This window comes from Hymenobacter caeli, from assembly GCF_013294115.1.
GTDB lineage: Bacteria > Bacteroidota > Bacteroidia > Cytophagales > Hymenobacteraceae > Hymenobacter > Hymenobacter caeli.
In genome coordinates, this window is record NZ_JABSNP010000002.1 from 245,444 (window position 1) to 271,382 (window position 25,939).

Genomic DNA, 25,939 nt, shown 5'->3' on the forward strand with positions numbered 1-25,939 from the left:
GCCCTCATCCTTTCCGCCCGCTGCCCACGGTGCCCTAGCTTAATATCATTATGAATTTATCCATGACCGAGCTGGAACGCGACATCATCCGCGAGATTTTGAACATCGGCCTGGCCCGGGCCGCCGACTCGTTCGCCATCGTCGCGCAGGAAAAGGTGTTGCTCGAAGTGCCCAGCCTGGACTTGCTGATGAGCGACGACATCCTGCAACGGGTGCAGGACTACAGCACCAACCACGTGGTCATCCAGTCCGACATTCGGGGCGACTTCACGGGCACGACGCTCATGTTCTTTTCGGGCCAGCACGTGCAACGGCTCTCGCGCGTGTGCCTGCGGATGCAGGTGGACGACTCCACCAAGGTGAACGAGTTGCAGGAGTCGCTGCTGCTCGAAATCAGCAACATCATCACCGGGGCCTTGGTCACGCAGCTGGCCAACATCCTCAAAGCCCGCATTTACGGGGCCCCGCCCTGCAACTTCAACGGCGATACCGCCGCCCTGATGGCCCACCTGCTGCCGAGCGAGTCGCTGCAACCGCTGATTTTTTCCATCATCACCCAGTTCTCCGACCACGGCAACTCGGTGGAACTGCCGCTGATGCTGTTCTTCGACCGCATCACGTTCGGGAAAATCCTCGACATCATCCGCGGCTACGACTTCCTCGGCAAGCAACTGGCCGGGGCCTGAAATTGGCCAACAGTTGGCAGTGAACCGTTATCAATGAGGCCGCTTCGCCTTATTTTTTCGCTGTTAACGCCTGGTTGTTGGCCGTTAATTGATAACTGTTAATTGTTTATCCGATGCCTGATTCTGGCTCCGCCGCCCGCGCCAAAAAAATAGCGGCGTTCGACCCCAATGCCCCCGGCGACGCCGACGCGGGGCTGTTTGGCCTGCCCTTCACGCCCGCCGAGGCCCAGGTGGTGGTGGTGCCCGTGCCCTGGGAGGTAACCGTGAGCTACCGGGCCGGCACCGCCCAGGGGCCCGCCGCCGTGCACGAAGCCTCCCTGCAAGTGGACCTGTACGACCCAGATTTGCCCAACGCCTGGCAGCTGGGCCTGGCCCTGGAAGCCGAAGACGCCGAAATTGCCGCCACCAGCGCCCGCCTGCGCCCTTTGGCCGCCGACTACATCGGCTGGCTCGAAGCCGGCGAGCCGGCGGCCCAGGCCAAGGCCATGCTGGCCGTGCCTGCCCTCGTAAACGCCGAAGGCGACCAGCTGCGGGCCTGGCTGGCCGCCAAAACCGGGGCCCTGCTCGACGGCGGGCAGGGCGTGGTGGTGCTCGGCGGCGACCACAGCACCCCGCTGGGCTACCTCGACGCGCTGGCCGCCCGCCACCCGGAGTTCGCCATCCTGCAAATCGACGCGCACTGCGACCTGCGCCCCGCCTACGAAGGCTTCAAGTACTCGCACGCCAGCATCATGCACAACGCCCTGGCCCTGCCCCAGGTAACGAAGCTGGTGCAGGTGGGCATCCGCGACTGGTGCCAGCAGGAGGCCGACTTCATTGAGCAGTCCAAGGGCCGGGTGGCGCTGTTCAGCCAGCGGTTCCTGAGCGAGGAGCGGTTCGCCAAGAAGTCGTGGAAGAAGGTGTGCGGCAAAATCATCGCCCAGCTGCCGCCCAAGGTCTACCTCAGCTTCGACATCGACGGGCTCGACCCCAAGCTGTGCCCCGGCACCGGCACGCCCGTGCCCGGCGGCCTGGAGTTTGAAGAAGCCACCTACCTCATCCGCAGCATCGTGCGGGCCGGCATCGTCATCATCGGCTGCGACCTCAACGAGGTGGCCCCCGGCGACACCGACTGGAACGGCATCGTGGGGGCCCGCCTGCTCTACCAGATGGCCAACTGGATGGCCGTGTCGCAGGGCCGCCTGGCCGCCCGAAAACACGAGTAGCGCGGCGGCCGTAGAAGCCGCGTCATTCCCCTTTTCATCACCCTTCCCTTTTCCATGCTCGGTTTCATCCTCAAGTTTTTGCTCACCGCCGTGCTTGTGTACGGCCTCAGCCGCATCCTGCCGGGCGTGGCCCTCGACGGCGTGGGCGCGGCCGCCGTGCTCGTCATCGTGCTGGGCGTCCTCAACGCCATCGTCAAGCCGGTGCTGAGCTTTCTGAGTTTGCCCATTAATATTCTCACGCTGGGCCTGTTCTCATTGGTTATCAACGTCATCATCATCAAGCTGGCCGATTACCTGATGAGCAGCTTCGACGTGCACGGCTTCCTCAACGCCCTGCTGTTCAGCCTGGGCCTGGCCGTGGTGAACACCGTGGTGGACGCCGTGCTGGACTAAGCACCCCCTGGCACCAAAAGGGCCTCACCGCTGGCAAGTAGCCGGTGGTGGGGCCCTTTCGCGTTGAACGGAGCTTAAACGGCCGCACGCCGCCGCCAGCGCCGGGCCGCCCACCAGCCGGCGAGGCCCAGCACGAGCAGCGGCCAAACGCTCACCGCGCCGATGAGCAGGCCCGTGGTCAGCTCCCAGCCGCCGTACAGGGCCCCCACGAGCCGGCTGCCCAGCGACACCACCGGCGCGTCGGGCGTGGCGATGGGCAGCAGCTGGTAGCAAGTGAGGGTGATGGTGGAGTAGCCCACTTCATCGTCGAGGGTTTTCAGGCGGCTTTCGGTGCTTTCGATTTCTTCGCGTACCCCGCCCATTTTCTCCTCGATTTCCAGCATGTCGCTCACCTTCCGGGCCTGGCCGAGCAGGGCCAGGCAGCGCTGCTCCACGGCCCGCTTAGTGCGCAGGCGGGCGGCCACATCGGCGCGCTCGGCCGTTACGTCGTCGGTGGTCAGCTTTTTCTCTTCCACCGTGCCCAGCTGCGCCAGGGCCCCCAGGAGGCTCCCGAACCCCCCGGGCCGCACCCGGATGGTGGTTTCCTGCCGCCACTGGCCGTCTTCCCGCACTTCGGTGGCGGCGCTGGTGTAGCCCCCACTGCGGCGTACCAGGCTGTCGAGGCGGGCGCTGGCCCGGGGCAGACTGGCCACTTTCAGCCGCAGCGCGGCGTGGTAGATGAGCAGGCGGGGCACGGCCGCCACCCGGGCCACCGCTGGTTTAGGCAGGGCCCCCTGGTCGGGGGTGGCGATAACTTCCTGCTGGTCTTCATTTTTAGTTTCTTGGAGCGGCGGGGCCGCCAGCAGCAGCGGGGCCGGGGCCCGGGCCAAGCGGTTTTCTTCCGGCTTGCGTTCCTGGCTGCACCCGCACAACAGCGCGGCCAGCCCCAGGGCAGCCCCCAAGGTGTTTTTCATGTTCGTTCGACTGTAAGGTGAAGCTGAAAATGGGAGGCTGCGCAGCCAGGCTTTTATGCCAACGAACCATTAGAGGTAACCCATATAGCCGCATAAAAAAACTCCCGGCCGAAAGGCCGGAAGTTTTCGCTTTTTTAAACCGGGTTGACTACATCCGCCGAATGTCGGCCCCCAACGCGTTGAGGCGCTGGTCGATGAACTGGTAGCCGCGGTCAATTTGCTCCACGTTGAGGATGGTGCTGCTGCCCTCGGCGCTGAGCGCGGCGATGAGCAGGGCCACGCCGGCCCGGATGTCGGGCGAGGTCATGGTGATGCCGCGCAGGCGCGTGCGCTGGTCGAGGCCGATAACGGTGGCGCGGTGCGGGTCGCAGAGGATGATTTGGGCCCCCATGTCGATGAGCTTGTCCACGAAAAACAGGCGGCTCTCGAACATTTTTTGGTGAATGAGCACCGTGCCCTTGGCCTGGCAGGCCACCACCAGCACAATGCTGAGCAGGTCGGGCGTGAAGCCCGGCCACGTGTGGTCGCTGACGGTGAGGATGGAGCCGTCGAGGTAGGTATTGATTTCGTAGTGCGGCTGGGCCGGGATGTGGATGTCGTCGCCGCGGAACTCGATTTGGATACCCAGCTTGCGGAACGTGTCCGGGATGAGGCCCAACTCGGGAATCTGGCAGTCCTTGATGGTGATTTCGGAGCCCGTCATGGCCGCCAGGCCAATGAAGGAGCCGATTTCAATCATGTCGGGCAGCATGCGGTGCTCGGTGCCGCCCAGGCTGTCCACCCCTTCAATGGTGAGCAGGTTGGAGCCAATGCCTTGGATGTTCGCGCCCATGCGCACCAGCATGCGGCACAGCTGCTGCAAGTAGGGTTCGCAGGCGGCGTTGTAGATGGTGGTGGTGCCCTCGGCCAGCACGGCGGCCATCACGATGTTGGCCGTGCCCGTTACCGAGGCCTCGTCGAGCAGCATGTGGGTGCCCTTGAGCTTGCCATCGGCCTTGATGCGGTAGAAATCGGTGCCCTCCAGGGTGAGCTGGCCGCCGAGCTTTTCGAGGCCCAAAAAGTGCGTGTCCATCGGCCGGCGGCCGATTTTGTCGCCGCCGGGCTTGGGTAGCTGGCAGCGGCCGTAGCGCCCAAGCATGGGCCCCAGAATCATTACCGAGCCGCGCAGGGCCCCGGCTTGCTTCACAAACTCGGGCGAATCCATGTAATCCAAGTGCACGTCTTCGGCCTGGAAGCGGTAGGTGTCGGTGGCCAGCTTGCCCACTTTCACGCCCATGTCGCGCAGCAGCTCGATGAGCTTGTTGACGTCGCGGATGTCGGGGATGTTGCTGATGGTGACCGGCTCATCGGTGAGCAGCACTGCGCAGAGGATTTGCAGGGCTTCGTTTTTGGCCCCTTGGGGCGTGATTTCGCCGCGGAGCGGCTGGCCACCGCGCACTTCAAATGCAGCCATTGATTTTTGAGCTGTTGGCTAATAGCTGATGGCTACTGGCCTTTGGGAAAATAGAAGGAAAATGCCCGGTTGGGCTTGGCAAAACGCTAACAGCCATCAGCCACTAGCCGACCGCCAAAAACTATTGGGGCGGCTGTTGGGGCTCCTGGCGGCCTTTTTTGCCGCCCTTCTTATTGCGTTTCTGGCCATTGCCGAAGCTATTGCTGCTGTTGCCGTAGCCGTTGCCGCTGGGGGGGCCAGTGCGGCGCGGTTGGTTGGGTTGGGCCACGAAAGGCGCGCGACCATTACTGGCATTGCCGCCGGTGCCGGGGGCCACGCCGGGCCCCATCTCAAACAGGTCTTCCTGGTCCACCAGGGCCGGGTCCAGCTTCAGCTGGCCGTTCGACAGCTCGCTGAGGTGGCGGATGATGGTGGCGTCCTTGGCGTTCTCCTTGTTGTGCTGGCGGAACAGGAACTTCATTGTGCGCCCAATCTGGATGGCGGCCTGCTCGCGCTCGGCGGGGCTTTCCAGCGTCAGCGCCTTGGCGATGAGGGCCTCGATGGCGCGGCCGTAGGCGCGCAGGCGCGGCGGCTGGCGCGGGTAGGGCACGGGCTTGGGGCGCGTCACGCGCAGGCTCACCGGGCGCAGGGCCACGGGGGCCTCCAGCTCCATTTCCTCGCCCAGCAGGGCCGAGAGGTGGCTCCAGAGGCGGGTTTGGATGTCGGGCTGGTCGCGCAGGGCGGGCTTGAGGCGCAGGATGAGCTGCACGATTTGGGCGGCGCGGCGGGTGCGCTCGGCCACGTCCTCTACCTGGCGCAGGCCCTGGATGAGTTGGTAAGTGCTTTGCCCGTACTCGCGCACCAGCAGCTGCAAGTGGAAGGGCAGGGATTGAAACTCGTTCATGAGGGATAAGCTGTTAGCTATTAGCTGCTAGCCATTAGCTTTTGTCTTGGTATGTAATAAGTTGCTGGGGGAAGCAACGTCAATGCAATTTCGCTTGACCGTTTAGTGTAAGAGAAGCAGGTGGCGAGCAGCGAAACAGGCCCCGCTGACGGCTAGCAGGCCTAAAGGTAAGCGCCGGCTTTGTAGAACGGAGTGGCGCTCCTTTTCGGATAAAATCCCCTGGTGAAAGGCGGTTCCAAGCTGGCTGGGGGCCCGTTCTGACCGCAACGGAGTGCCACTCCGTTTTACGGGTGGATGCGCAGCTTGGCGAAGCTTAGGAGCAGCACCTTTTCGCCCACCTCCTCGAAGTCGATGGTGGCCTTGGCGCCGGCGGGCTCCTTTTCCAGCAGGCGCACCGTGCCGAAGCCGAACTTGGGGTGCTCCACGCGCTGGCCGGCCACCAGGTTTTTGGTGTCGGAAGGGGAGAAGTCGGCCGGGGCCACGTACTTGGTAGCCGCCACTTTGCGCGGCAGCACCGGCACCAGGTTCGAGCGGCGCTCGAACACGTGCTGGAACGGCTGCTCGGCCGCGCCGGGGCCCCCGCCGGCCGCAAACTTGAAGTGCACGAAGGCCGGGTCGATTTCGTCCAGGAAGCGGCTTTTCTCGGCGCTGCGCAGGTTGCCCCACTGGTAGCGCGAGGTGGCGTAGCTCAGCGTCAGCTTCTTCTCGGCCCGCGTGATGGCCACGTAAAACAGCCGCCGCTCCTCCTCCAGGTCGGCCCGCGAGGTGATCATCATCTGGCTCGGGAACAGGTTTTCCTCCATGCCCACGATGAACACGTTGCGAAACTCCAGGCCCTTGGCCGAGTGGATGGTCATCAGCGTCACGGCCTCGCCGTCCTGGGCGGCGTCCTTCAGGTCGGAGTCCGTCACCAGCGCAATGTCCTGCAAAAAGGCGCCCAGCGACTTATCCTCCCGCTCGGGGTCGTCCACGTATTCCTTGATGCCGTTGAGCAGCTCCTGGATGTTCTCGTAGCGCGAGAGGCCCTCGATGCTCTTGTCGGCGTACAATTCCTCGATCATCCCCGAGTTTTTGGCGATGAACTTGGCGGACTCAAACGCATCCTCGCGGGCCGCTAAAGCGGTGTAGGCCTTGATGTTTTCGGCGAAGGTGACGACCGGGTTCGAGATGCGGGCGGCCACGAACTGGTCGGCGTTGCTCACCACTTCCCACAGGCTGTGGTTGGCCGCCTCGGCGGTGGCCACGAGCTTGCTGACGGTGGTGTCGCCGATGCCGCGCTTGGGGTAGTTGATGACGCGGCGCAGGGCCTGCTCGTCGTTCTGGTTCACCGTCAGGCGCAGGTAGGCCACCAGGTCCTTGATTTCCTTGCGCTGGTAGAAGCTCAGGCCCCCCACAATTTTGTAGCGGATGTTGAGCTTGCGCAGGGCCTCTTCCATGGCCCGGCTCTGGGCGTTGGTACGGTAGAGGATGGCGAAATTGTCGTACGACAAGTGCCCGTTCATCTTGTCCTCGAAGATGGTGGTGGCCACCAACTTGCCTTCCTCGTTGTCCGAAGCGGCCTTGATAACTTCAATCAGCGTACCCTCCTCGTTCTCCGAAAAAACGTCCTTGCGCAGCTGCGCCTGGTTGTTTTTGATGACCGAGTTGGCCGCCTTCACGATGTTCTGGGTGGAGCGGTAGTTCTGCTCCAGCTTGAAGACTTTCAGCTCCGGGTAGTCCTTCTCGAAGTTGAGGATGTTGGTAATATCGGCCCCGCGGAAGGCGTAGATGCTCTGCGCATCGTCGCCTACCACGCAGATATTCCGCTCTTTAGCCGCCAGTTTGCGCGTGATGAGGTACTGCGAGTAGTTGGTGTCCTGGTACTCGTCCACCATCACGAACCGGAACATGTTCTGGTACTTGTTCAGCACGTCGGTGTGCTCCCGGAACAGCACGTTGGTGTTGAAAAGCAAGTCGTCGAAGTCCATCGCGCCGGCCTTGAAGCAGCGCTGCTGGTACTGTTGGTACAACACCCCGATTTTGGGCCGGAGCGCCGCCTCGTCGTCGGCCTTGATGGCGGCGTCGCTCAGGTACTGGTTCACCGAAATCAGCTTGTTCTTGGCCGCCGAGATGCGGCCCAGCACCAGGCCCGGCTTATACAGCTTGTCGTCCAGCTCCAGCTCCCTGATAATCTGGCCGATAAGGGTTTTGGTATCCTGGGTGTCGTAGATGGTGAAGCTGCGCGGGTAGCCGATTTTGTCGGCCTCCGAGCGCAGGATTTTGGCGAACACCGAGTGGAAGGTGCCCATCCACAGGCTGCGGGCGTTGGGGCCCACCACCTTTTCTACGCGGGCGCGCATCTCCTTGGCGGCCTTGTTGGTGAAGGTGAGGGCCAGGATGTTGAACGGGCTGACGCCCTGTTCGAGCAGGTGGGCGATGCGGTAGGTGAGCACCCGGGTTTTGCCCGAGCCCGCCCCGGCGATGATCATGCAGGGGCCCTCGGTTTGCATCACCGCGCCGGCCTGGGAGGGGTTGAGCAGGGAAAGATAATCTAGTGCCATCAAGTCAGAATAGGAGGCGCAAAGGTAAGGCCGGGCCCGCCGGGGCCCTATTCGATGTGCAGCGTAACGCGCCGCCCCAGGCCCTGCTGCACAATGCGGCGCAGGGTGGCCAGGTTGATGTCGGAATGGCCGTTCTCGATGCGCGAGATATAGCTCTTCTTGGTGCCGGTCTTGTCGGCCAGCTGCTGCTGGGTCAGCTTGGCCTGGCGGCGGGCCTCCTTCAGCATTTCGCCGGTGCGAAAGGCATCGGCCTTGGCCTCGAACGCTTCGCGGACGGGGCTGCCCACGGGGCCATACTCCGCGTTCAGCAAGTCATCGAAATTATGAATGTTCTCGAACGAAGTGATAGGTAGTCGGCTCATGGGTGCGAACGTGATTTTTGCTGGAAATACTCAGCCTTCAAGCGCAAGGCCCGCTCCAATTCAGTGCGGGGCGTTTGGGGGGTCTTTTTTTGAAAAGCGTTGGCAACCACCACCAAGCTGCCCGCATCGAAAAAACAGAAAATTCGGTAGATGGAGTTGCTGACCTCCACCCGTATTTCGTAGAGCCCGTCGGTGCCGGTCAGGTGCTTGAAGAACTTCTCGGGCACCCGCGGCTCGGTGCGCACTAGGTTGAAAACGTACTGAATCTTGGTGCGAACATTGACGGGTTGTTTAAGATAAAATTCCTGAAAATGTGAGCCGAAGAATTCAATCTGCCTAACCATACCCAAAGGTAACCAAAAAGTGAACACGCCCACGGGCCCCAAGTTCCCCGCTGGCCGGCCGGTATCTTTGCAGTATGATAATTATCCAGCAAACGGTCATTTCCGACGACCTCGCCGACAACTTTTTCGTCTGCAACCTGGAGGCGTGCAAGGGCGCCTGCTGCGTGGAAGGCGACCTGGGGGCCCCTCTGGAGGAGGCCGAGCTAAAGATTCTGGAAACGGAATACGAAAACATCAAGCCCTTTCTCACCGATGCCGGCCGCCAGGCCATTGCCGAGCAGGGCCTGTACATCAAGGATTGGGAGGACGACTACAGCACAACCACGATTGGCGACCGAGAGTGCGCTTACGCGCTCTACGACGGCAAAGGCATCCTGAAATGCGGCATCGAAGAAGCCTATCTGGCCGGGGCTACCACCTTCAAAAAGCCCATCAGCTGCCACCTGTACCCAATCCGCATCACGAAGTACGAAGAGTTTGAGGCCCTGAACTACGACCGCTGGAGCATCTGCTCACCGGCCTGCTCGTACGGCGCTAACCTGGGCGTGCGGGTGTACCAGTTCCTGAAAGACCCGCTGATTCGCAAGTACGGCGAGGCGTGGTATAATGAATTGGACAGGGAAGTGGAGAGCCAGTTGGGGGCCAAGTAGGGAAGCTTAGTTTCACCAACAGTACCTTAAAGCTATTCTGTCTATGGAAGATTTCTTTTTAAGCCAGATAATTACATCAAAAGAAGTTCAAGCAGCTTTAGAGTTGGCGATGCCGTCTTTGAAAGCAGTTGAATGTAAAATATCAAAAGGAGAAGACTATCCAACACACTTTGATATTGATTCCAATACGCATATTCTTTATGAAATAGAAACAGAATCAGATAGTATCCCGCTGTTTACAAGCCGCTTAAGGCTGTATAATACACCCAGTGCAAATTGCGACGAGCGGCAATTATGGTTAGCACAAATGCTGTCGAGCAAATACCAGATAAATGTGTTAGTCACTTTCACGCATCCTGATAATCCGACAAACCCATTTTATAATATTGTATTTCAGGATGGCCAGAGCTATTTAGCTGATGATGTTGAGACGGAGTTTGGGTGTTTAGATACTAAACCGGTGCGTGTAATAGGACCATATTCTTTGCCTGTGTACAATTTTGATTCATTTGGGAAATTTATAGGTGCTTCGTAGATAAGTGGTGGCATTAAACATCTCTCCAGCCGAATGAACCAAACAATTGGGTTACCCAGCGGGAGAGATGCTTCACTTCGTTCAGCATGACGGCCTGACGGAAAATTCAACCAACCCCTACACTGGCACCACGTGCAGCACGTTCTGGCTGCGCTGGCGGACGGCGGCGCACAGGGCGGGGTTGTCGGCCAGCTTCTGGCCGAAGGAAGGCACGAGCTGGCGGAATTTGGCCTGCCATTCGGGCGTGGCGGCCTGCTCGGGGAAGCAGCGCTGCACGAGGTCGAGCATGATGGCCACGGCGGTGCTGGCCCCGGGCGAGGCCCCCAGCAGGGCGGCGATGGAACCGTCGGCGGCCGTCACCACTTCGGTGCCGAACTCCAGCACGCCGCCTTGCTTCTTGTCCTTTTTGATGACCTGTACGCGCTGGCCGGCTACGGCGAGCTGCCAGTCGGCGGGGTTGGCTTCGGGGTAGTACTCGCGCAGGGCGGCGATGCGCTCGGTGGGCGTGAGCAGCACCTGGCCGATGAGGTACTTGGTGAGGCCCAGGTTGCGGGCCCCGGCGTAGAGCAGCGGCCGGATGTTGCCCAGCTCAATGGAGCGGAACAAGTCGGTGTAGGAGCCTTTCTTGAGAAACTTGGTGCTGAAGCCGGCGTAGGGCCCAAACAGCAGCTCCTGGCGGCCGTTGATTTGGCGGGTGTCGAGGTGGGGCATGCTCATGGGCGGCGAGCCCACGGCGGGCTTGCCGTACACCTTGGCGTCGTGGCGGGCCACCACTTCGGGGTTCACGCACTTGAGCCACTGGCCGCTGACGGGGAAGCCACCGTAGCCGTTGGCCTCCGGGATGCCCGATTTTTCGAGCAAAGGCAGCGAGCCGCCGCCGGCCCCGATGAACACGAACCGGGCCCGCACCGTGCGCTTGGTGGCGGCTTTCAAGTCCTTCACCTTCAAGCGCCACGTCTGGCCGTCGTCGCGGCGCTTGATGCCGCTTACCTCCTGGCCCGGGGTAAACTTCACGCCCGGCAGGCCCTGCAGGTGCTCGAACAGCGTGCGGGTGAGGGAGCCGAAGTTCACGTCGGTGCCGATGGCCATGCGGGTGGCGGCCACGGGCTGGGCCGGGTCGCGGCCGTCCATCACCAGCGGAATCCACTCGGCGATTTTCGCCGGGTCGGTGCTGAACTCCATGCCCTGGAACAGGGGCGAGTGCAGCAGCGCGGCGTGGCGCTTGCGCAGGTACTCCACGTTGGCCGCGCCCCACACAAAGCTCATGTGCGGAATGGCGTGGATGAACGCATCGGGGTCGGGCAGGGTACCGTTCTCCACCAGTGAGGCCCAGAACTGCTTGCTCAGCTCGAACTGCTCGGCGATTTTATCGGCCTTGGAAATGTCGATGCTGCCGTCGGGGCGCTCGGGGGTGTAGTTCAACTCGCAGAAGGCCGAGTGGCCGGTGCCGGCGTTGTTCCAGGCGTCGGAGCTTTCGGCGGCCACCTCGTCGAGGCGCTCGATGATTTCGACGGTGAGGTTGGGTTGCAGCTGTTTCAGCAACGTGCCCAGCGTGGCGCTCATGATGCCGGCGCCGATGAGCACGACGTCGGTCAGGGCTTTAGGAGGAGAGGGAGCGGCGGAGTCGGGTGCCATAATAAAGCAGTGGCAGTTAGCAGTGAACAGTTAATAACAAGCCGGCCGGCCATCGAATGGGTCCGCGGGCTTTTTTCGGTTGCGGCCGTCCGGCGGGGTGGCCCGCGGCCGAGGGCTTAATACGGCTCCCGGCCGCGTGGGGCCGTTGAAAACACAAAATTACGGCCCCAGCCGCTCCACTACCGGCCCCGCCCTACCTTTCGGCCTTCTGCCAACCGTTCATTGCTAATTGCCCACTGCCCCCTGATGGCCCCCGACCCCGCCGACCTGCCCTTGGCCCCACTGCCCACCCAGGCCACCGCCGCCGACGCCCCGCGCGTGCTGCTGGTGTACACCGGCGGCACCGTGGGCATGGCCGTGAACGCCGCCGGCGAGCTGGCCCCGATGGAGCTGCAACGCCTCGACCGCCAGATGCCCGAGCTGGCCCGCCTGCCCTTGCGGGTGTCGCTGCTGAGCCTGCCCGAGCCGATGGACAGCAGCAACGTGGCCCCCGCCGACTGGCTGTTCTGGGCCCGGCTCATCGGCCACCACTACGCCGATTTCGACGGGTTTGTGGTGCTGCACGGCACCGATACCATGGCCTACTCGGCGGCGGCGCTCAGCTACTTGCTGGAGCATTTGGGTAAGCCGGTGGTGTTCACCGGGGCCCAGCTGCCGGTGGGGGCCAGCCGCTCCGACGCCCAGCGCAACCTCGTGACGGCCCTCGAAATTGCCGCCGCCCGCCATCCCTGCGCCAGCACCGTGCGGGTGCCCGAGGTGGGCGTGTTTTTCAACGACGTGCTGATTCGGGGCACCCGGGCCAAGAAGGTGGAAAGCCAGCAGTTCGCGGCCTTCAAAAGCGAGAACTACCCGCCGCTGGCCCGCGCCGGCATCGGGCTGGAATTCAGCGACGCCAGCATCCGGCGGCTGCCCGCCGGCCGCCTGCGCGTGCACCAGCGCCTCGAAACCGGGGTGGCCGTGCTGCGCCTGTTCCCGGGCATCACGGCGGCGGTGGTCGACGCCGTGCTGGGCGTGCCGGGCCTGCGCGGCTGCGTGCTCGAAACCTACGGCTCGGGCAACGCGCCCACCGCCGCGTGGTTTTTGGCCAGCCTGGCCCGGGCCCGCCAGCGCGGCGTGTGGCTCCTGAACGTGAGCCAGTGCGTGGAGGGCCGCGTGGTGCAGGGCAAGTACCAAACCAGCGCCGCCCTCGCCGACCTGGGCGTGGTGGGCGGCAACGACATCACCACCGAGGCAGCCGTCACCAAGCTCATGTTTGTGCTGGGCCTGGGCCTCGACGAGGCCCGCATCCGCCAGCTGCTGGGCCAGGACTTGCGGGGCGAAATTACGCCCTGAGGCCCCGGCACTGCATCACCGGGCCCGGCCGCGAGCTCCGCGCTAGCGCAATTCGCACAGGTAATACGGCCCAAAAAACGTGGCCGCCGAGTCCACCTTCCCCGCCGAAAAGCCCGTCACGAGCGCTGCATCGGCCGCGCCGCTCAACAGGCGGGCCCGGTTGAGAGGCCGGTCATTGCCCACCAAATCGGTGTAAACCGGGTGCCCGGCCCGCCCTTGGGCCCCCAGCCAGGCCCGGGCCGGGCCCAGGCCCCCGAGGCGCTGCACCAGCCGCGCCGGGGCCGGCAGCACCTGGGGCGGCGGGGCGGGCCGCCCGGTTTGGTAGTACCACTGGTTGAGCAGCAGGTTGGGGTCGGCGAGGAGCAGGCGGGCCCGGGGGCGGGTGCGGAGGCAGGCCAGGAGCGGGGCCGTGTTTTGAAATACGAGGAAGTGCAGCGGCAGCAGCCCGAAGGCCAGGTTCCAGGCCAGCAGGGCCCCGCCGCCCGCCGCCACGGCCCGGCCCGGCAGCCGGGCCCCCGCCGCGCCCACGGCTACCACGGCGGCCAGCGCGGGCAGCATCACCATGAACTCGGCGTTGCCGTCCGACACGGCTGCAAAAGCCAGTTGCAGCGAAAAGATAAGGGCGTGCACGGCGGCCACGCGGCGGCCTGCGGCGGCCGGTGCGGGCCCCAGCGGTTCGAGCTTCCGGGCGCGCCGAACCGCCGCCAGCGCGTAGCCGCCCAGCGCCACGCAGCCCACTGCCACTAGTCCCAGCGCGGGCCAGCGCCGCAGCAGCGGCCCCAGGTAGCCGTGCACCTGCACCAGGGTGCGCACCAGGCCGATGCCCGTCAGCAGCAGGCCGTGGGCGAGGGTGCCGTGGGCGGCGGTGCCGCTGTAGTAGTCGTGCAGGCCGAAGTGCCACAGGGCCCCCGGCGTGAGGGGCAGGCCCCAGGCCGGCAGGGCGGCGGCGTAGGCCAGCGGCCACAGCAGCGCCGCCGGCAGCCCAAACCACAGGGCCCGCCGCCACGGGGCCTCGCCAGGTACCGGGGCCGCCGCAGCGGCTGCGGGGCCGGTGGGCGGGCCCCACCAGCTGCCCGCCAGCAGCCCCAGCCACCACCAGAAATGCACCTGGTGCAGCAGGGCTCCCACGGCGGCCCATGTGCCGGCCAGCAGCAGCAGGCGCATTCGGCCCCGGCCCGCCGGGGCCCCCAGCGCCCGCGCCCACGCCGCCGAGGCCAGCACCGAGGCCAGCAGCGGCAGCACGTAGGTCTCGTTTTCGGTGGCGAAGCGGAGCAGGCCGAAGCTACTGCCCACCGCCAGCAGCCACGCCGCTATGGGCGCGGCGCGGCCGCCCACGCGGCGCAGCAGGCCCCCCAGGGCCGCCAGCAGGGCCCCGGCGGCCAGGGCGTTGAGGAGTTTCAGGGCGGCCAGGGCGTCGGGGGGCCGGCCCAGGGCCCCCAGGCCGCGCACCCAGGCCCAGCCCGCGGCGCTGTGCCAGAGGTGGTGGGGTAGCAGCAGCTCGTGGCCGTAGCGCACCTGCGCGGCGTAGGCCCAGGCGTCGGCGGTGGAGTTGCGGGTGGGCAGGGCGGCGCACAGCGCCGCCAGGGCCCCCGCCACGGCCCACCGGGTGCGCCGCCGGGCCCAGAAACCAAGCGTCATCATCGGGCCGAAAGGTACGCCGGCCCGGCAAAGGCTTGCCGGGCCGGCCGGGGCCCCGTACCTTTGCCCCGGCAGGCCGCCACCCAGAGGGGTGTCCGAGTGGTCGAAGGAGCACGCCTGGAAAGTGTGTATGGGCCAAAAGCTCATCGTGGGTTCGAATCCCATCCCCTCTACACGCAAAGCCCCCGTTTCCAACCTGGAAACGGGGGCTTCTGCTTTTCACACCGATTTGGATCGAGAAGGCTGGACGCCCGGCGACCGGCGCTGAGGGCCTGCGCCCGGCCCGGAACCTTTCCCGCTTGCCCCGGGCCCCCGGCATCGCGGGGGCCGGTAGCTGCGTAAGCAGGCATTCACTTAGCCCAAGTCCATGCTAGCATTCAAGCCCGGAGAAGTCGTCCATTTGGCCTCGGGAGGGCCCGCCATGACCGTCGTCGCGGTGGAAGGCGAGCTGGTGCTGTGCACCTATTTCGACCGGGAGGGCCTTTTGCAGGGCTACCCCACGCCCCTGGCCTTCCCCCACGCGCTGCTGCACGCCGGGGCCGCCCCCACGCCGGCCGACGACGAAGCCCGCGAAAACAACAAGTTCGGCTACGCCTGACTTGCGTTTCGTCTTCGGCTGCTGCTAAAACCAAAACGCCCGTTTCCGAGCCGGAAACGAGCGTTTTGGTGGCAATGCGCCCGGTAAGCCAGGGTTATAGCTTTACGTTTAGCGCTTTGCCCGCGTAGGTGACCGTTTTGTCGGCTTTGCTGGTCGGCTCGCCGCTGCTGCCGTGGCCGGGCTGCACCAGCACCACGCTGAAGACGCGGCTGGCCGCCATGCCGGGGAAGGTGCCGGCGCGGTCGGTGATGGTGAGCTGGCGCAGCTTGTCGTTCCACCGGAACTTGAAGGTGGCCGACGCGCCTTTTTCGTAGTTGTAGGTGTCGTTTTCGTCCTCGTAGTACGTGAACTCGCCGTCGGCCCCGGGGTAGATGCGCAGCTCGGTAGGGGCGGTGGTGGGCTGGGTGGCGTACTCCACGTCGGGGCCCATCGGCACGATGGAGCCGGCGCGTACGTACAGCGGCAGGGTTTCGAGGGGGGCGGCGGCGGCCACGGTCTGGCCGCCGGGCAGCAGTTTGCCGGTCCAGAAATCGTACCACTGGGCGGCGGCCGGCAGGTACACCTGGCGGGTGCCCGCGCCGGTAATGGCCTTGGGGCCCGAATAGAGCTGCTGCGTGACCGGGCTCACCAGGAAGGCGGGGCCGAACATGTACTGGTCGGGGATGCTGTACACCTTGGCGTCCTGGCGGAAATCGAAGGGCAGGGCCCGCATGATGGTGTAGTTGCTGCTCGTCACGCGGCCGGCCAGCGAGTAGATGTAGGGCAGCAGGCGGTAGCGCAGCCGGTCGTACTTCAGCAGCGTGGCCTTGGTGGCGGCGTCCCAGTTGTTGGAAAACAGGGCCCGCTCGCCCTTGCCGTGGATGCGGAAAATCGGGCTGAACGCCCCGAACTGGAACCAGCGCGTGAACAGCTCCCGCGCCTGCGGGTCGGCCCAGTTGGGGATGCCCTCGGGGGCCGTGTTCGAGCGGTAGCCGCCGATGTCGGACGTCCAGTACGGGATGCCCGAGGCGCAGGCGTTGATGCCCTGCGGGACCTGGCTCTTGAAGGCCCGGAAGGTGGTCAGGATATCCGACGACCACAGGGTAGTGGCGTTGCGCTGCTGCCCGGCAAAGGCCTGGCGCACCAAAAACATGGCCCGCTTGGGGCCCATGTCGGCCCGCCAGCCCTTGTAGAGGCCCTTGGTGTGCTCCAGCGAATAAGTGTTGAAGTAGTCGATGCCCCGGCCGGTGGCGAAGGTGGCCTTGCGGCGCTCGTCGAGCAGGGCCCCGTTGTCGGGCTCGCACTGGTCCACCCACCAGGCGTCCCAGTCGTACTTCTTCACGAGGCTGTCGCGGGCCTGCTCCCAGTACAGGTCGCGGGCCTTGTAGCTGTGGGCATCGTAGTAGGTATCAAAGGTTTTGGTCACGAAGTTGTCCCAGGTGATGCTCGTCAGGTTGCCCGCTTTCTTCATGGCGTCGAAGTTGGGCGTGTTGCTGCCGAACACCGGCCAGATGGAAATCATGGCGTGCACGTTGGCCTGGTGCAGCTCCTTCACCATCGCCTTGGGGTCGGGGTAACGGGTGGGGTTCATGACATGCGAGCCGATGGGCAGCGGCTCCCAGTAGTACCAGTCCTGCACGATGGCGTCCACAGGCAGGTGGTTTTGGCGGTAGCCGTCCTTCACCGACAGCACTTCGGCCTGCGTTTTGTAGCGGTCCTGCGACTGAAACAGCCCGAACGACCACTTCGGAAACATCGGGGCCCGGCCCGTGGCCGTGCGGTAGAGGTCGATGATGCGGTCGAAGTCGGGTCCGTAGAAAAAGTAATAATCCACCTGCTGGCCGCTCTCCGACACGTACTTGTACTGCGTTTTATTGGCCTCCGCGCCGTAAAAGTTCGACGCCGCGTAGTTGTCCCACAGCAGGCCGTAGCCCCGGGTGGAGAGCAGCACCGGAATGGCCCCGGTCATGTACTTAATCAGCATTTGCTGGTCGCGGCCCTTGTAATTAATCGAGAGCGTGTCCTCGGGGTGGCAACCCAGCCCGAACAGGCCCTCGGTGGCCGGGGAGGTAAAGCGGGTGGTGCAGTTGTAGGTGCTGATGCCGGCGATGGTGGCCGCGCGCATGGCCTTGTTGCCGCTGGGGGCCTCCGCCGCCACCGGAGCCCCGGCCAGGTCGAAATAGGCCACGGCGTTGGTGGCCTTGTTGACCACAATTTTCAGCTTGGCGGTGGTGATGGTCACCTGCCCGTTCTTCTCCGCCACCGTGAACGGGGTTTTCACCGTCCAGGGGTTGTTCACGACCAGCGACGTTTTGGCCGGGAAGGCGGGCAGGACGGTGTACTGCACCTGCACGATGTCGGCCCGGCAGATGCGGACGCTCATCAGGCCCTGGTCGAGCTTAAACGTGACTTTGTCGCCGGCTTGGGCGTAGGAGATGACGGCGGCTTGGGCGAAGCCGGCCGGGGCCAGGCCGAGCAGCAGCAGCGCGAACCATTTGAGGAATCCTGGGCGGGTAGGGCAGGAGAATAGTGGCATTATTGAGCGGTTGAATGAAAGAATGGGAAGGTAGGACGGATCGAATGTAGGGCAAAGTTGGCGCTGCCGCTTCCCGCGCCGGGGGAGGCGGCCCCGACCGGCGGGCGCGGGGCCCCCGGGCCCTCGGCTACGGCCACGTTACGCCGCCCCGCAAGTGCCCAAAACCCGCTACCTTGGCCGCTGTGCGCCTTTTATTTCTGCGCCGCCCCACTTTGTATGGCCGCCAACCCCACCCCGCCGCCCCCGGCCTACTTCCCCTCCCTAAGCCTGGAAAACGTGCGCAGCTTCGGGACAAAGCAGACAATTTCCTTTGCGCGGCCCGGTGGTCAGCCGGCGCCGTCTACCAGTCCGCTGCGCTGAGTGGAGCCGAATTTGCCGGTATGGTGCGCGCCAACTTCCCGCACCTGCCCACTCAATAAACGCCCCGCCATGAACTTCCGCCTGCGCCAATTGTGGCAGCCGCTCCGCGAGTCGCTGTGGTTTGTGCCGCTGCTGATGGTGCTGGCCGCGCTGGGGCTGGCCTACGGGCTGGTGCGCTACGACCAGGCCAGCAGCGCCAGCGGCACCCGGCCGCTGCCGCTGCTGTTCGGCATCGACGCGGGCGGGGCGGGCGGGATGCTGAACGCCATTTCGGGCTCGATGCTGACGGTGGCGGCGCTCACGTTTTCGCTGCTGCTGGCGGCCATTGCGCAGGTCAGCAACCAGTACTCGCCCCGGGCGCTGCGCAACTTCATGCGCGACGGCGTGAACCAGTTCACGATGGGCTACTTCGTGAGCGTGTTCACGTTTGGGCTGCTGGTGCAGGGCACCATCCGGAGCGGGCGGGCCGATAAGTTTGTGCCCACCACGGCGGTGCTGGTGGGGCTGCTGCTGGCGCTGGGCGGCGTGGGGGCCCTCATTTTCTTCATCCACCACGTGGCCGAATCCCTGCAAACGGGCACGCTGGTGCGCCGCATCATGGCCGAAACGGAAGCCGAAATCGACCAGCTTTTCCCCCTGCACTTCGGGCAGGAGCTGCACCCCGAGGCCCGCGCCGCCGCCGAAACCTTCGTGGCCGCGCCCGCGGGCTGGCAGCCGGTGGTGGCCACCGGGGCCGGCTACCTGCAATACCTCGACCGGCCGGGCCTGTTGGCCTGGACCGTCCGCCACGGCACGGTGCTGCGCCTGGAAGTGCACACCGGCGACTTCGTGGGCACGGGCCAGCGGCTGTTCAGCGTGCGGGCGGGCATGGAGCGCGCCGCCCCCGACCGCGCCGACTGGCCCGCCGACCTGCTGCGCTACGTGGGCCTGGGGCCCCACCGCAACCCCGCGCAGGACGCGGCCTTCGGCGTGCAGCAGCTCGTGGACATTGCCCTCAAGGCCCTCTCGCCGGCCGTGAACGACACCACCACCGCCATCATGGCCCTCGACTACCTGGGCGAGCTGGTGGGCCGCCTGGCCCGGCGCGAGTTTCCGGGGGCCCTGCGCGGCGACGGGCAGCACCTGCGGGTGCTGGTGCGGGCGTATTCGTTCGAGGACTACGTGCGGCTGGCCTTCGACCTGGTGCGCGAAAACGCCCGGGGCAACCCGGCCGTGCAGCGCCGCCTGCTGCGGGCCCTGGCGCTGGTGGCCAGCCAGGTGCGCGACCCGGCCCGCCGGCCCGTGCTGCGCGAGCAGGCGGCCCTGCTGCTGGCCTGCGCCCAGGCCAGCCTCGGCACCGACTACGAGCGCCGGGAGGTGCAGACTTTGTACGACGAGCTAAGCCCGGCCTGGGCGGGGTAGGGGCCCCGCCGGCGGGCGTTTGCACTGCGCCGTTACCGTTAGGTTATGGGGCGGGCGGCCACCCCCAAAACTTAGTATCTTGGCCGCTCACTCACTCTGCAGCACATGGCTCCCACCGCCCCCGCGCCGGCCGTCGAAAAAGACAACAAGCGCATTACCAACGGCTGGACGTTCTACGACTGGGCCAACTCGGTGTACCCGCTCGTCATCACCAGCTCCATTTTCCCCATCTACTGGGGGGCCATCACCAAGGCCATCAACCCCACCGACGTGGTGGATTTCTTGGGCTTCAAAGTGCCGGGCTCGTCGTTGCTCACCTACGCCATCTCGGCCTCGTTTCTCATCATCGCGCTGGTCAGCCCGTTCCTGACCTCGCTGGCCGACTACTCGGGGCGCAAGAAGCTGTTCCTGCAAATCTTCTGCTACCTCGGGGCGGCGAGTTGCGCGGGGCTGTACTTCTTTACCCGCGACACGCTCACGCTCTCCACGTTCGTGTTCATCGCGGCCACGGTGGGCTTCAGCGGCAGCATCGTGTTCTACAATTCCTACCTGCCCGAAATCAGCTCCGAAGAGAAGTTCGACTCGCTCTCGGCGCGGGGCTTTTCGATGGGCTACGTGGGCTCGGTGCTGCTGCTCGTCCTCTGCCTGGGCATCATCCAGGGCCCCGAAATCATGGGCGGGCCCAAGGGCGTGGCCCTGTTTGGGATGAGCACGGGGCAGGCCACGCGGCTGAGCTTCCTGCTCACGGGCCTGTGGTGGGTGGGCTTCGCCCAGATTCCGTTCTTCACCCTGCCGCCCGACCTGGGCCGCGCGGCCGATGCGCCGGTTTCCAAGGATGGCTGGCTGCTCAACGGCTTCCGCGAGCTGGGCAAGGTGTGGGACCAGCTCAAGCAGCAGCCCAACCTCAAGCGGTTTCTGCTGGCCTACTTCACCTACAACATGGGCGTGCAGACGGTGATGTACGTGGCCACCATCTTCGGCGACAAGGTGTTGCAGCTCGACAGCACCTCGCTCATCGTCACCATTTTGCTGCTCCAAATCGTGGGCATCCTGGGGGCCTGGCTGTTCGCCAAGCTCTCGGAGCGCATCGGCAACACGCGGGCCCTGAGCTGGGCCGTGTTCATCTGGATGCTGATTTGCGTGGCCGGCTACTTCGTGCAGAAGGGGTGGAGCTTCTTCGCCCTGGCCGCCGTCATCGGCCTCACCATGGGCGCGGTGCAAAGCCTCTCGCGCAGCACCTACTCCAAAATCATTCCCGAAAACACGCCCAACGCCGCCGCCTACTTCAGCTTTTTCGACGTGGTGGAAAAGCTGGGCATCGTCATCGGCACGCTCTCCTTCGGCCTGATTGGGCAGATTACGGGCTCGATGCGCAACAGCATCCTCTCGCTCATCGTGTTCTTCATCCTCGGCCTGGGCTTTTTGCTGACGCTGCGCGGCAAGAAGCTGCGCGACACACCGGCCACCAACCCGGCCACGTTTCCGGGCCCCCCGGCTGCCTCGTCCATCGCCAGCACGCCCAGCACGTTAAAATAAACCGCGGCTGGCCCCGCGTCCAGGCCCGGTAGGGGCCTTACCAGCGCTGACGCTTCGCCCCAAGATTTTCCCCACCTCAAATTTCCCATGCACACTTCCTCCCTCCAACAAAACATTCTCGAAGAGCTGGACCGCGAGCTGGCCGTGACGCGCCAGGTCCTGGAACGCGTGCCCACCGACCACTTCGACTACCAGCCGCACCCCAAGTCCATGAAGTTGGGCCAGCTGGCCTCGCACATCGTCAATTTATTGAAGTTCAAGCAGCTGTTCATCGAGGGGAGCGAGCGTGACTTCCTCGACACCAGCGCCCCCAAGCCCCCGCCCAGCCCCACGTCGTCCGAAGAGCTGCTGGCCCGCTTCGACCAGTTCAGTGCCGACCTGCGCCAAGTCCTGCATGATTCGAGCGACGTAAAGCTGGGTGAAACCTTCACGCTTCGCCGTGGCGAGCAGGTGCTGATGGAGCGCCCCAAGGGTGCCGCGCTGCGCATCATGGGCCTCAACCACAGCATCCACCACCGCGGCCAGCTCACGGTGTACCTGCGTCTGCTCGACATTCCGGTGCCCGGCGTGTACGGCCCCAGCGCCGATGCGATGGGCGGCTTTTGAGGCAATTAAAAATGGAGAATTAATAATTAAAAATGGGCCGTTCAACAACCCCCGGTGGAATCGTTGAACGGCCCATTTTTAATTATTAATTCTCCATTTTTAATTGCCTCAAAACACCCGCTTCCCGCCAATCCACGTCTGCTGCACTTTCGCGTCGTGCAGCTGCTCTTTGGGGGCGTTCAACAAGTCGGTTTTCAGCACCACAAAATCGGCCAGCAGGCCGGGCTTTATTTGGCCCTTGCGCCGCTCCTCGAAGCCGGCGTGGGCGGCCCAGGTGGTCATGCCGCGCAGGGCGTCGGGGCGGCTCAGGGCGTTGTCCATTTGGAAGCCGTTGGCGGGGAAATTCTTGGCATCTTGCCGGGCTACGGCGGCGTGGAAGCCGTAGAGCGGGTTGATGTCCTCCACCGGGAAGTCGGAGCCCAGCGCCACCTGGCCGTACTGGTGCAGCAGCTCCTGGTAGGCGTAGGCCGTTTGGAGGCGCTGGGGCCCCAGCCGCTCGCCGGCCCAGTACATGTCGGACGTGGCGTGGGTGGGCTGCACGGAGGGCACGATGTGGTAGCGGCCAAACTTGGGCATGTCTTGCGGGCTCACCACTTGGGCATGCTCGATGCGCCAGCGCCGGTCGGGCTGCCCGTGCAGCGCCGCCCCGTAAATGTCCAGCAGCAGCCGGTTTGAGGAGTCGCCGATGGCGTGGGTGTTCATCTGGAACCTGGTGGCCGCCAGCTCCCGGGCCAGGGCGCGGTAGTAGTCCGGGTTTTGGAGCAGGAAGCCCGTTTCGTGGGGCCGGTCGGTGTAGGGGGCCAGCAGCGCCGCCCCGCGCGAGCCCAGGGCCCCGTCGGCGTACACCTTGAAGGAGCAGATGGTGAGGTTGTCGCTGAAGTAGGGCCCCCGGGGCAGGTAGTACGCCTTGTTTTTAGGCGTGGGGTTGAGCATGGCGTAGAGCCGCAAATGCAGCTGGCCGGCCCGCTGCAGCGCGGCCATTTGGTCGATGTTGGCCTTGTCGAGGCCCGCGTCGGCGAGGCTGGTGAGGCCCACGGCGAGGCAGTTTTGCTGGCCTTGCAGCAGCAAGCGCGCCGCCTCGGCCGGGCTGGGCTCGGGGATTTTGGCGGCCACCAGCTTCACCGCATTGTCCACGAGCAGGCCGGTGAGGCCCCGGGCGTCGCGCCCAATCACGCCGCCACTGATGGGCGTGGCGGCCGTGACGCCCGCCAGGTCCAGTGCCTTTTGGTTCACCAGCGCCGCGTGCCCGTCGATGCGGACGAGGAGTACCGGCACGTCGGGAAACAGCCGGTCCAGCGTGTCTTTGGTGGGAAAGCGCTGGCCGGGCCAGTCGTTCTGGTCCCAGCCGCGGCCCGTGAGCCAGGCCGCGCCCGGCTGCTGCCGGCGGTGTTGCACGAGGCGGCCCACCGTTTCGGCCCACGACGCGGCCCCCACCAGGTTGGCCGACTGCAACCCCAGCGCGTAGCGGTAGAAGTGGCAGTGCGCGTCGTAAAAGCCGGGGTAGATGAACCGGCCTTGCATGTTCATCGTTTGCGCCGCCTGGTAGCGGCCCGCCAAATCAGCCGACGTGCCCACGGCCACAAACTTGCCGCCGCGCACCGCAAACGCCTGCGCCTTGCTGAAGGCCGAATCCACCGTGTACACCGTGGCGTTGGTCACGAGCAAGTCCACGGCCTCGCGGCGCGGCTGGCAACCGGCCAGGGCCCCCAGCCCCGCGCCGCCCAATGCCAGCCCCACCACCAATTGCCGCCCGAAAACTCTGGTAAATATCTTCATAAGCCAGCACGGGCGGAACCCCAAAAAATCCGTTTAATCCGCTGAAAATCCGTTAAATCTGTGGTCTTTACTCGAACTTCAAATGCTTCACCGACTCGCCCGAATTCTTCAGCTCCAGCAGCGACTCGATGCCAATCATGAGGTGCTGCTGCACGAAGTTGGTGGTCACTTTCGAGTCCGATTCCGACGTTTTCACGCCCTCGGGCGTCATCGGGTTGTCGCTCACCAGCAGCAGGGCCCCGTGGGGGATGTCGTTCATGAAGCCGACCACGAAAATGGTGGCCGTTTCCATGTCCACGGCCAGGGCCCGCACCCGGCGCAGGTAGTCCTTGAACTCCTGGTCGTGCTCCCACACCCGGCGGTTGGTGGTGTACACGGTGCCGGTGTAGTAGTCCAGCTCGTGCTTCTTAATCATCGACGAAACCGCGCGCTGCAGCCGGAACGAGGGCAGGGCCGGAATTTCCTTGGGCAGGTAGTCGTCGGAGGTGCCGTCGCCGCGGATGGCCGCGATGGGCAGCACCAAATCGCCGAGCTTGGTCTTTTTCAGGCCCCCGCACTTGCCCAGGAACAGCGCCGCCTTGGGCTTGATGGCCGAGAGCAGGTCCATCACCGTGGCCGCCATCGGCGAGCCCATGCCGAAATTGATGATGGTGATGCCGCCCGCCGTGGCCGACTGCATGGGCTTGTCGAGGCCCTGCACTTCCACGCCGAACTGCGCGGCGAACATGTGCACGTAGTTGCTGAAATTGGTGAGCAGGATGTACTGCCCGAAGTCACCGAGCGGTACGCCGGTGTAGCGGGGCAGCCAGTTGTTTACGATGTCTTCCTTGGTCTTCATGGGGGCAATGAGTGAATGGGTGAATGAAAGAATGAGTGAACAGGTGAGCGAGTAAAGGGGGCGGATGCCCTTTTTTCTCATTCACCCATTCACTCATTCGCTCATTGAAAAGGGTACCTTTGGAGGTGATGCAAGTGCTGGACCTGCCGCCTTTCGAGGCCAAACTTACGCAATCGGCCACAAACCAGCCGCTCATCTGGGACGGGCTGCGGCGCAGGCACGTGGTGCTGACGCCCGAGGAGTGGGTGCGCCAGCACGTGGTGCACTACCTGGTTGATTACCTGGCCTATCCGCGCGGCCTGCTGGCCCTGGAGCGCGGCCTGCGCTACAACCAGCGCCAAAAGCGCACCGACCTGCTGGCCCTGGGCCCCGAAGGCCAGCCCCTGCTGCTCGTCGAATGCAAGGCCCCGCACGTGGCCATCGACGGGGCCGTGGCCCGCCAGGCCACCACCTACAACCAGACCATCGGGGCCCCGCTGCTGCTGCTCACCAACGGCTTGGTGCACTACTGCTGGCGCGTCGATTTTGCGGCCCGCACCAACGAGCGGCTCGCCGAAATTCCGGCTTTCGCGGCAGCCGTGGCGCTGGCCGGGCCGTAAGAGGGGATTGGTTGTCGGTTGTTCGTTGTCGGGTATCTGAGGATTTCATCAGTGGTTTCCCGCGAACAGCTGCCCCCAAAGCCCCCCTGACCACTGACGACAAAAAACTGACAATTACCACTTACCCCATGCAATTATTCCGCTTCGGCCCGCTGGGGCACGAGCAGCCCGGCGTGCGCACCGCCGCCGGCCAGCACCTCGATGTGTCGGCGTTTGGCGAAGACTACAACGAAGCCTTCTTTGCCACCGACGGCCTGGCCAGGCTCGCTGCCTGGCTGGCCGCGCACGAAGCCACCTGCCCCGCCGTGCCCGCCGACGCCCGCCTGGGCAGCTGCGTGGCGCGGCCGTCCAAAATCGTGTGCATCGGCCTCAACTACCGCGACCACGGCGCGGAAACCGGCCTGGGCCTGCCCACCGAGCCCGTGTTTTTCCTCAAAGCCACCTCCGCCCTGTGCGGGCCCCACGACGACGTGGTGTTGCCCCGCGGGGCCGAGAAGCTCGATTGGGAGGCCGAGCTGGCCTTTGTTATCGGCAAACAAGCCCGTTACGTCCCGGAGGCGGATGCCCTGGGCCACGTGGCCGGCTACACCATCCTAAACGATTACAGCGAGCGGGCCTTCCAGCTGGAGCGCGGCGGGCAGTGGACCAAGGGCAAAAGCGCCGATACGTTCGCGCCCCTGGGGCCCTACCTCACGCCGGCCGCCGCCGTGCCCGACCCCGAAAACCTGCGCATCTGGCTCACGGTCAACGGCGGAGCAAAGCAAGAGGCCAGCACCCACGACCTGGTGTTCGGCATCGCCAAAATTATCAGCTACGTGAGCGAATTCATGACGCTGCTGCCCGGCGACGTCATCTCCACCGGCAGCCCGGCCGGCACCGGCCTGGGCCTGCACCCGCCCCAGTACCTGCGCGCCGGCGACGCCGTGGCGCTGGGCATCGAGGGCCTGGGCGAGCAGCGCCAGCGGGTAGCGGCCTTCCCGGGCCAGTAGCGGCGGCCAGCCCGGGGCCCCTGATGGCCGCCGCTAAGGCATTCGGCGTAGTTGTGCGTCAATGCGGTTGGTGGTTCGCCGCCGCCTGCCACACCTTATTTACCAACACCAG

General features: G+C 64.8%; 23 protein-coding genes and 1 tRNA gene. 13 read left to right on the forward strand and 11 right to left on the reverse strand.

Annotated features, from left to right (window positions below; genetic code table 11):
• Nucleotides 1-50: 50 nt before the first annotated feature.
• The 3 genes from HNP98_RS02745 (at nt 51) to HNP98_RS02755 (ending at nt 2,284) form a co-directional block, all read left to right on the forward strand.
• The gene (locus HNP98_RS02745) at nt 51-686 is read left to right on the forward strand and encodes a chemotaxis protein CheC (protein WP_246274929.1); all 636 of its coding nucleotides are present in this window, start codon (nt 51-53) and stop codon (nt 684-686) included.
• Nucleotides 687-799: 113 nt separating this feature from the next.
• Nucleotides 800-1,891 (forward strand): arginase family protein, encoded by a 1,092-nt coding sequence (locus tag HNP98_RS02750; protein WP_173808519.1) that lies wholly within the window; start codon nt 800-802, stop codon nt 1,889-1,891.
• A 54-nt stretch (nt 1,892-1,945) separates the two neighbouring features.
• Entirely contained in the window at nt 1,946-2,284 is a 339-nt protein-coding gene (locus tag HNP98_RS02755) for a phage holin family protein (protein ID WP_173808520.1), read from the forward strand.
• A gap of 74 nt (nt 2,285-2,358) precedes the next feature.
• Here HNP98_RS02755 and HNP98_RS02760 read toward each other — a convergent pair whose 3' ends face one another.
• The 6 genes from HNP98_RS02760 to HNP98_RS02785 form a co-directional block, all read right to left on the reverse strand.
• Complete coding sequence (locus HNP98_RS02760; protein WP_173808521.1) at nt 2,359-3,237, reverse strand: DUF4349 domain-containing protein; 879 nt, start codon at nt 3,235-3,237, stop codon at nt 2,359-2,361.
• A gap of 148 nt (nt 3,238-3,385) precedes the next feature.
• Nucleotides 3,386-4,690 carry a UDP-N-acetylglucosamine 1-carboxyvinyltransferase gene (gene murA, locus HNP98_RS02765; RefSeq protein ID WP_173808522.1) on the reverse strand — a complete coding sequence of 435 codons (1,305 nt, stop codon included), beginning with the start codon at nt 4,688-4,690 and terminating at the stop codon, nt 3,386-3,388.
• A 121-nt stretch (nt 4,691-4,811) separates the two neighbouring features.
• Nucleotides 4,812-5,573, reverse strand: a complete 762-nt coding sequence (locus HNP98_RS02770) for a DUF4290 domain-containing protein (protein WP_173808523.1) — start codon at nt 5,571-5,573, stop codon at nt 4,812-4,814.
• Nucleotides 5,574-5,857: 284 nt separating this feature from the next.
• On the reverse strand, nt 5,858-8,113 hold the full coding sequence (locus HNP98_RS02775) for an ATP-dependent helicase (RefSeq protein ID WP_173808524.1): 2,256 nt from the start codon (nt 8,111-8,113) through the stop codon (nt 5,858-5,860).
• Between the two features lie 47 nt (nt 8,114-8,160).
• Nucleotides 8,161-8,475, reverse strand: a complete 315-nt coding sequence (locus HNP98_RS02780) for a helix-turn-helix domain-containing protein (protein WP_173808525.1) — start codon at nt 8,473-8,475, stop codon at nt 8,161-8,163.
• Nucleotides 8,472-8,852: a type II toxin-antitoxin system RelE/ParE family toxin gene (locus tag HNP98_RS02785; protein ID WP_317171025.1), complete on the reverse strand. Its 381-nt coding sequence runs from the start codon at nt 8,850-8,852 to the stop codon at nt 8,472-8,474. The genes HNP98_RS02780 and HNP98_RS02785 overlap by 4 nt, the downstream gene beginning before the upstream one ends.
• Before the next feature lie 41 nt (nt 8,853-8,893).
• Here HNP98_RS02785 and HNP98_RS02790 point away from each other — a divergent pair, with 41 nt between their 5' ends.
• Both HNP98_RS02790 and HNP98_RS02795 read left to right on the forward strand, forming a co-directional pair.
• Nucleotides 8,894-9,469: a DUF3109 family protein gene (locus tag HNP98_RS02790; protein WP_173808526.1), complete on the forward strand. Its 576-nt coding sequence runs from the start codon at nt 8,894-8,896 to the stop codon at nt 9,467-9,469.
• Nucleotides 9,470-9,512: 43 nt separating this feature from the next.
• A complete protein-coding gene (locus HNP98_RS02795) occupies nt 9,513-10,004 on the forward strand; it encodes a hypothetical protein (protein ID WP_173808527.1) in 492 nt (163 codons plus the stop codon).
• Between the two features lie 117 nt (nt 10,005-10,121).
• Here HNP98_RS02795 and HNP98_RS02800 read toward each other — a convergent pair whose 3' ends face one another.
• Nucleotides 10,122-11,639, reverse strand: a complete 1,518-nt coding sequence (locus HNP98_RS02800; RefSeq protein WP_173808528.1) for a malate:quinone oxidoreductase — start codon at nt 11,637-11,639, stop codon at nt 10,122-10,124.
• A gap of 246 nt (nt 11,640-11,885) precedes the next feature.
• On the opposite strand from HNP98_RS02800, the gene HNP98_RS02805 reads away from it, so the two are divergent.
• Complete coding sequence (locus HNP98_RS02805; RefSeq protein WP_173808529.1) at nt 11,886-12,971, forward strand: asparaginase; 1,086 nt, start codon at nt 11,886-11,888, stop codon at nt 12,969-12,971.
• 42 nt (nt 12,972-13,013) lie between these two features.
• Here the strand turns inward: HNP98_RS02805 and HNP98_RS02810 are convergent, their stop codons facing one another.
• On the reverse strand, nt 13,014-14,612 hold the full coding sequence (locus HNP98_RS02810) for a hypothetical protein (RefSeq protein ID WP_173808530.1): 1,599 nt from the start codon (nt 14,610-14,612) through the stop codon (nt 13,014-13,016).
• Between the two features lie 82 nt (nt 14,613-14,694).
• Here HNP98_RS02810 and HNP98_RS02815 point away from each other — a divergent pair.
• Nucleotides 14,695-14,782 (forward strand) — tRNA-Ser (locus HNP98_RS02815).
• A gap of 194 nt (nt 14,783-14,976) precedes the next feature.
• On the forward strand, nt 14,977-15,207 hold the full coding sequence (locus HNP98_RS02820; RefSeq protein ID WP_173808531.1) for a DUF2158 domain-containing protein: 231 nt from the start codon (nt 14,977-14,979) through the stop codon (nt 15,205-15,207).
• Nucleotides 15,208-15,301: 94 nt separating this feature from the next.
• On the opposite strand, the gene HNP98_RS02825 is transcribed toward HNP98_RS02820, so the two are convergent.
• Nucleotides 15,302-17,722, reverse strand: a complete 2,421-nt coding sequence (locus tag HNP98_RS02825) for a glycoside hydrolase family 31 protein (protein ID WP_173808532.1) — start codon at nt 17,720-17,722, stop codon at nt 15,302-15,304.
• Nucleotides 17,723-18,151: 429 nt separating this feature from the next.
• Here HNP98_RS02825 and HNP98_RS02830 point away from each other — a divergent pair, with 429 nt between their 5' ends.
• From HNP98_RS02830 to HNP98_RS02840, 3 genes are all read left to right on the forward strand, one after another.
• Nucleotides 18,152-19,483: a DUF2254 domain-containing protein gene (locus HNP98_RS02830; protein WP_173808533.1), complete on the forward strand. Its 1,332-nt coding sequence runs from the start codon at nt 18,152-18,154 to the stop codon at nt 19,481-19,483.
• 105 nt (nt 19,484-19,588) lie between these two features.
• Nucleotides 19,589-21,019 carry an MFS transporter gene (locus HNP98_RS02835; RefSeq protein WP_173808534.1) on the forward strand — a complete coding sequence of 477 codons (1,431 nt, stop codon included), beginning with the start codon at nt 19,589-19,591 and terminating at the stop codon, nt 21,017-21,019.
• Nucleotides 21,020-21,106: 87 nt separating this feature from the next.
• Nucleotides 21,107-21,625 (forward strand): DinB family protein, encoded by a 519-nt coding sequence (locus HNP98_RS02840; protein ID WP_173808535.1) that lies wholly within the window; start codon nt 21,107-21,109, stop codon nt 21,623-21,625.
• 108 nt (nt 21,626-21,733) lie between these two features.
• Here the strand turns inward: HNP98_RS02840 and HNP98_RS02845 are convergent, their stop codons facing one another.
• Complete coding sequence (locus tag HNP98_RS02845) at nt 21,734-23,401, reverse strand: amidohydrolase (RefSeq protein WP_173808536.1); 1,668 nt, start codon at nt 23,399-23,401, stop codon at nt 21,734-21,736.
• A 67-nt stretch (nt 23,402-23,468) separates the two neighbouring features.
• Complete coding sequence (locus HNP98_RS02850; RefSeq protein WP_173808537.1) at nt 23,469-24,239, reverse strand: AMP nucleosidase; 771 nt, start codon at nt 24,237-24,239, stop codon at nt 23,469-23,471.
• A gap of 104 nt (nt 24,240-24,343) precedes the next feature.
• On the opposite strand from HNP98_RS02850, the gene HNP98_RS02855 reads away from it, so the two are divergent.
• Complete coding sequence (locus HNP98_RS02855; protein ID WP_317171026.1) at nt 24,344-24,838, forward strand: type I restriction enzyme HsdR N-terminal domain-containing protein; 495 nt, start codon at nt 24,344-24,346, stop codon at nt 24,836-24,838.
• A gap of 128 nt (nt 24,839-24,966) precedes the next feature.
• A complete protein-coding gene (locus tag HNP98_RS02860) occupies nt 24,967-25,827 on the forward strand; it encodes a fumarylacetoacetate hydrolase family protein (RefSeq protein WP_173808538.1) in 861 nt (286 codons plus the stop codon).
• Nucleotides 25,828-25,939: the final 112 nt, after the last annotated feature.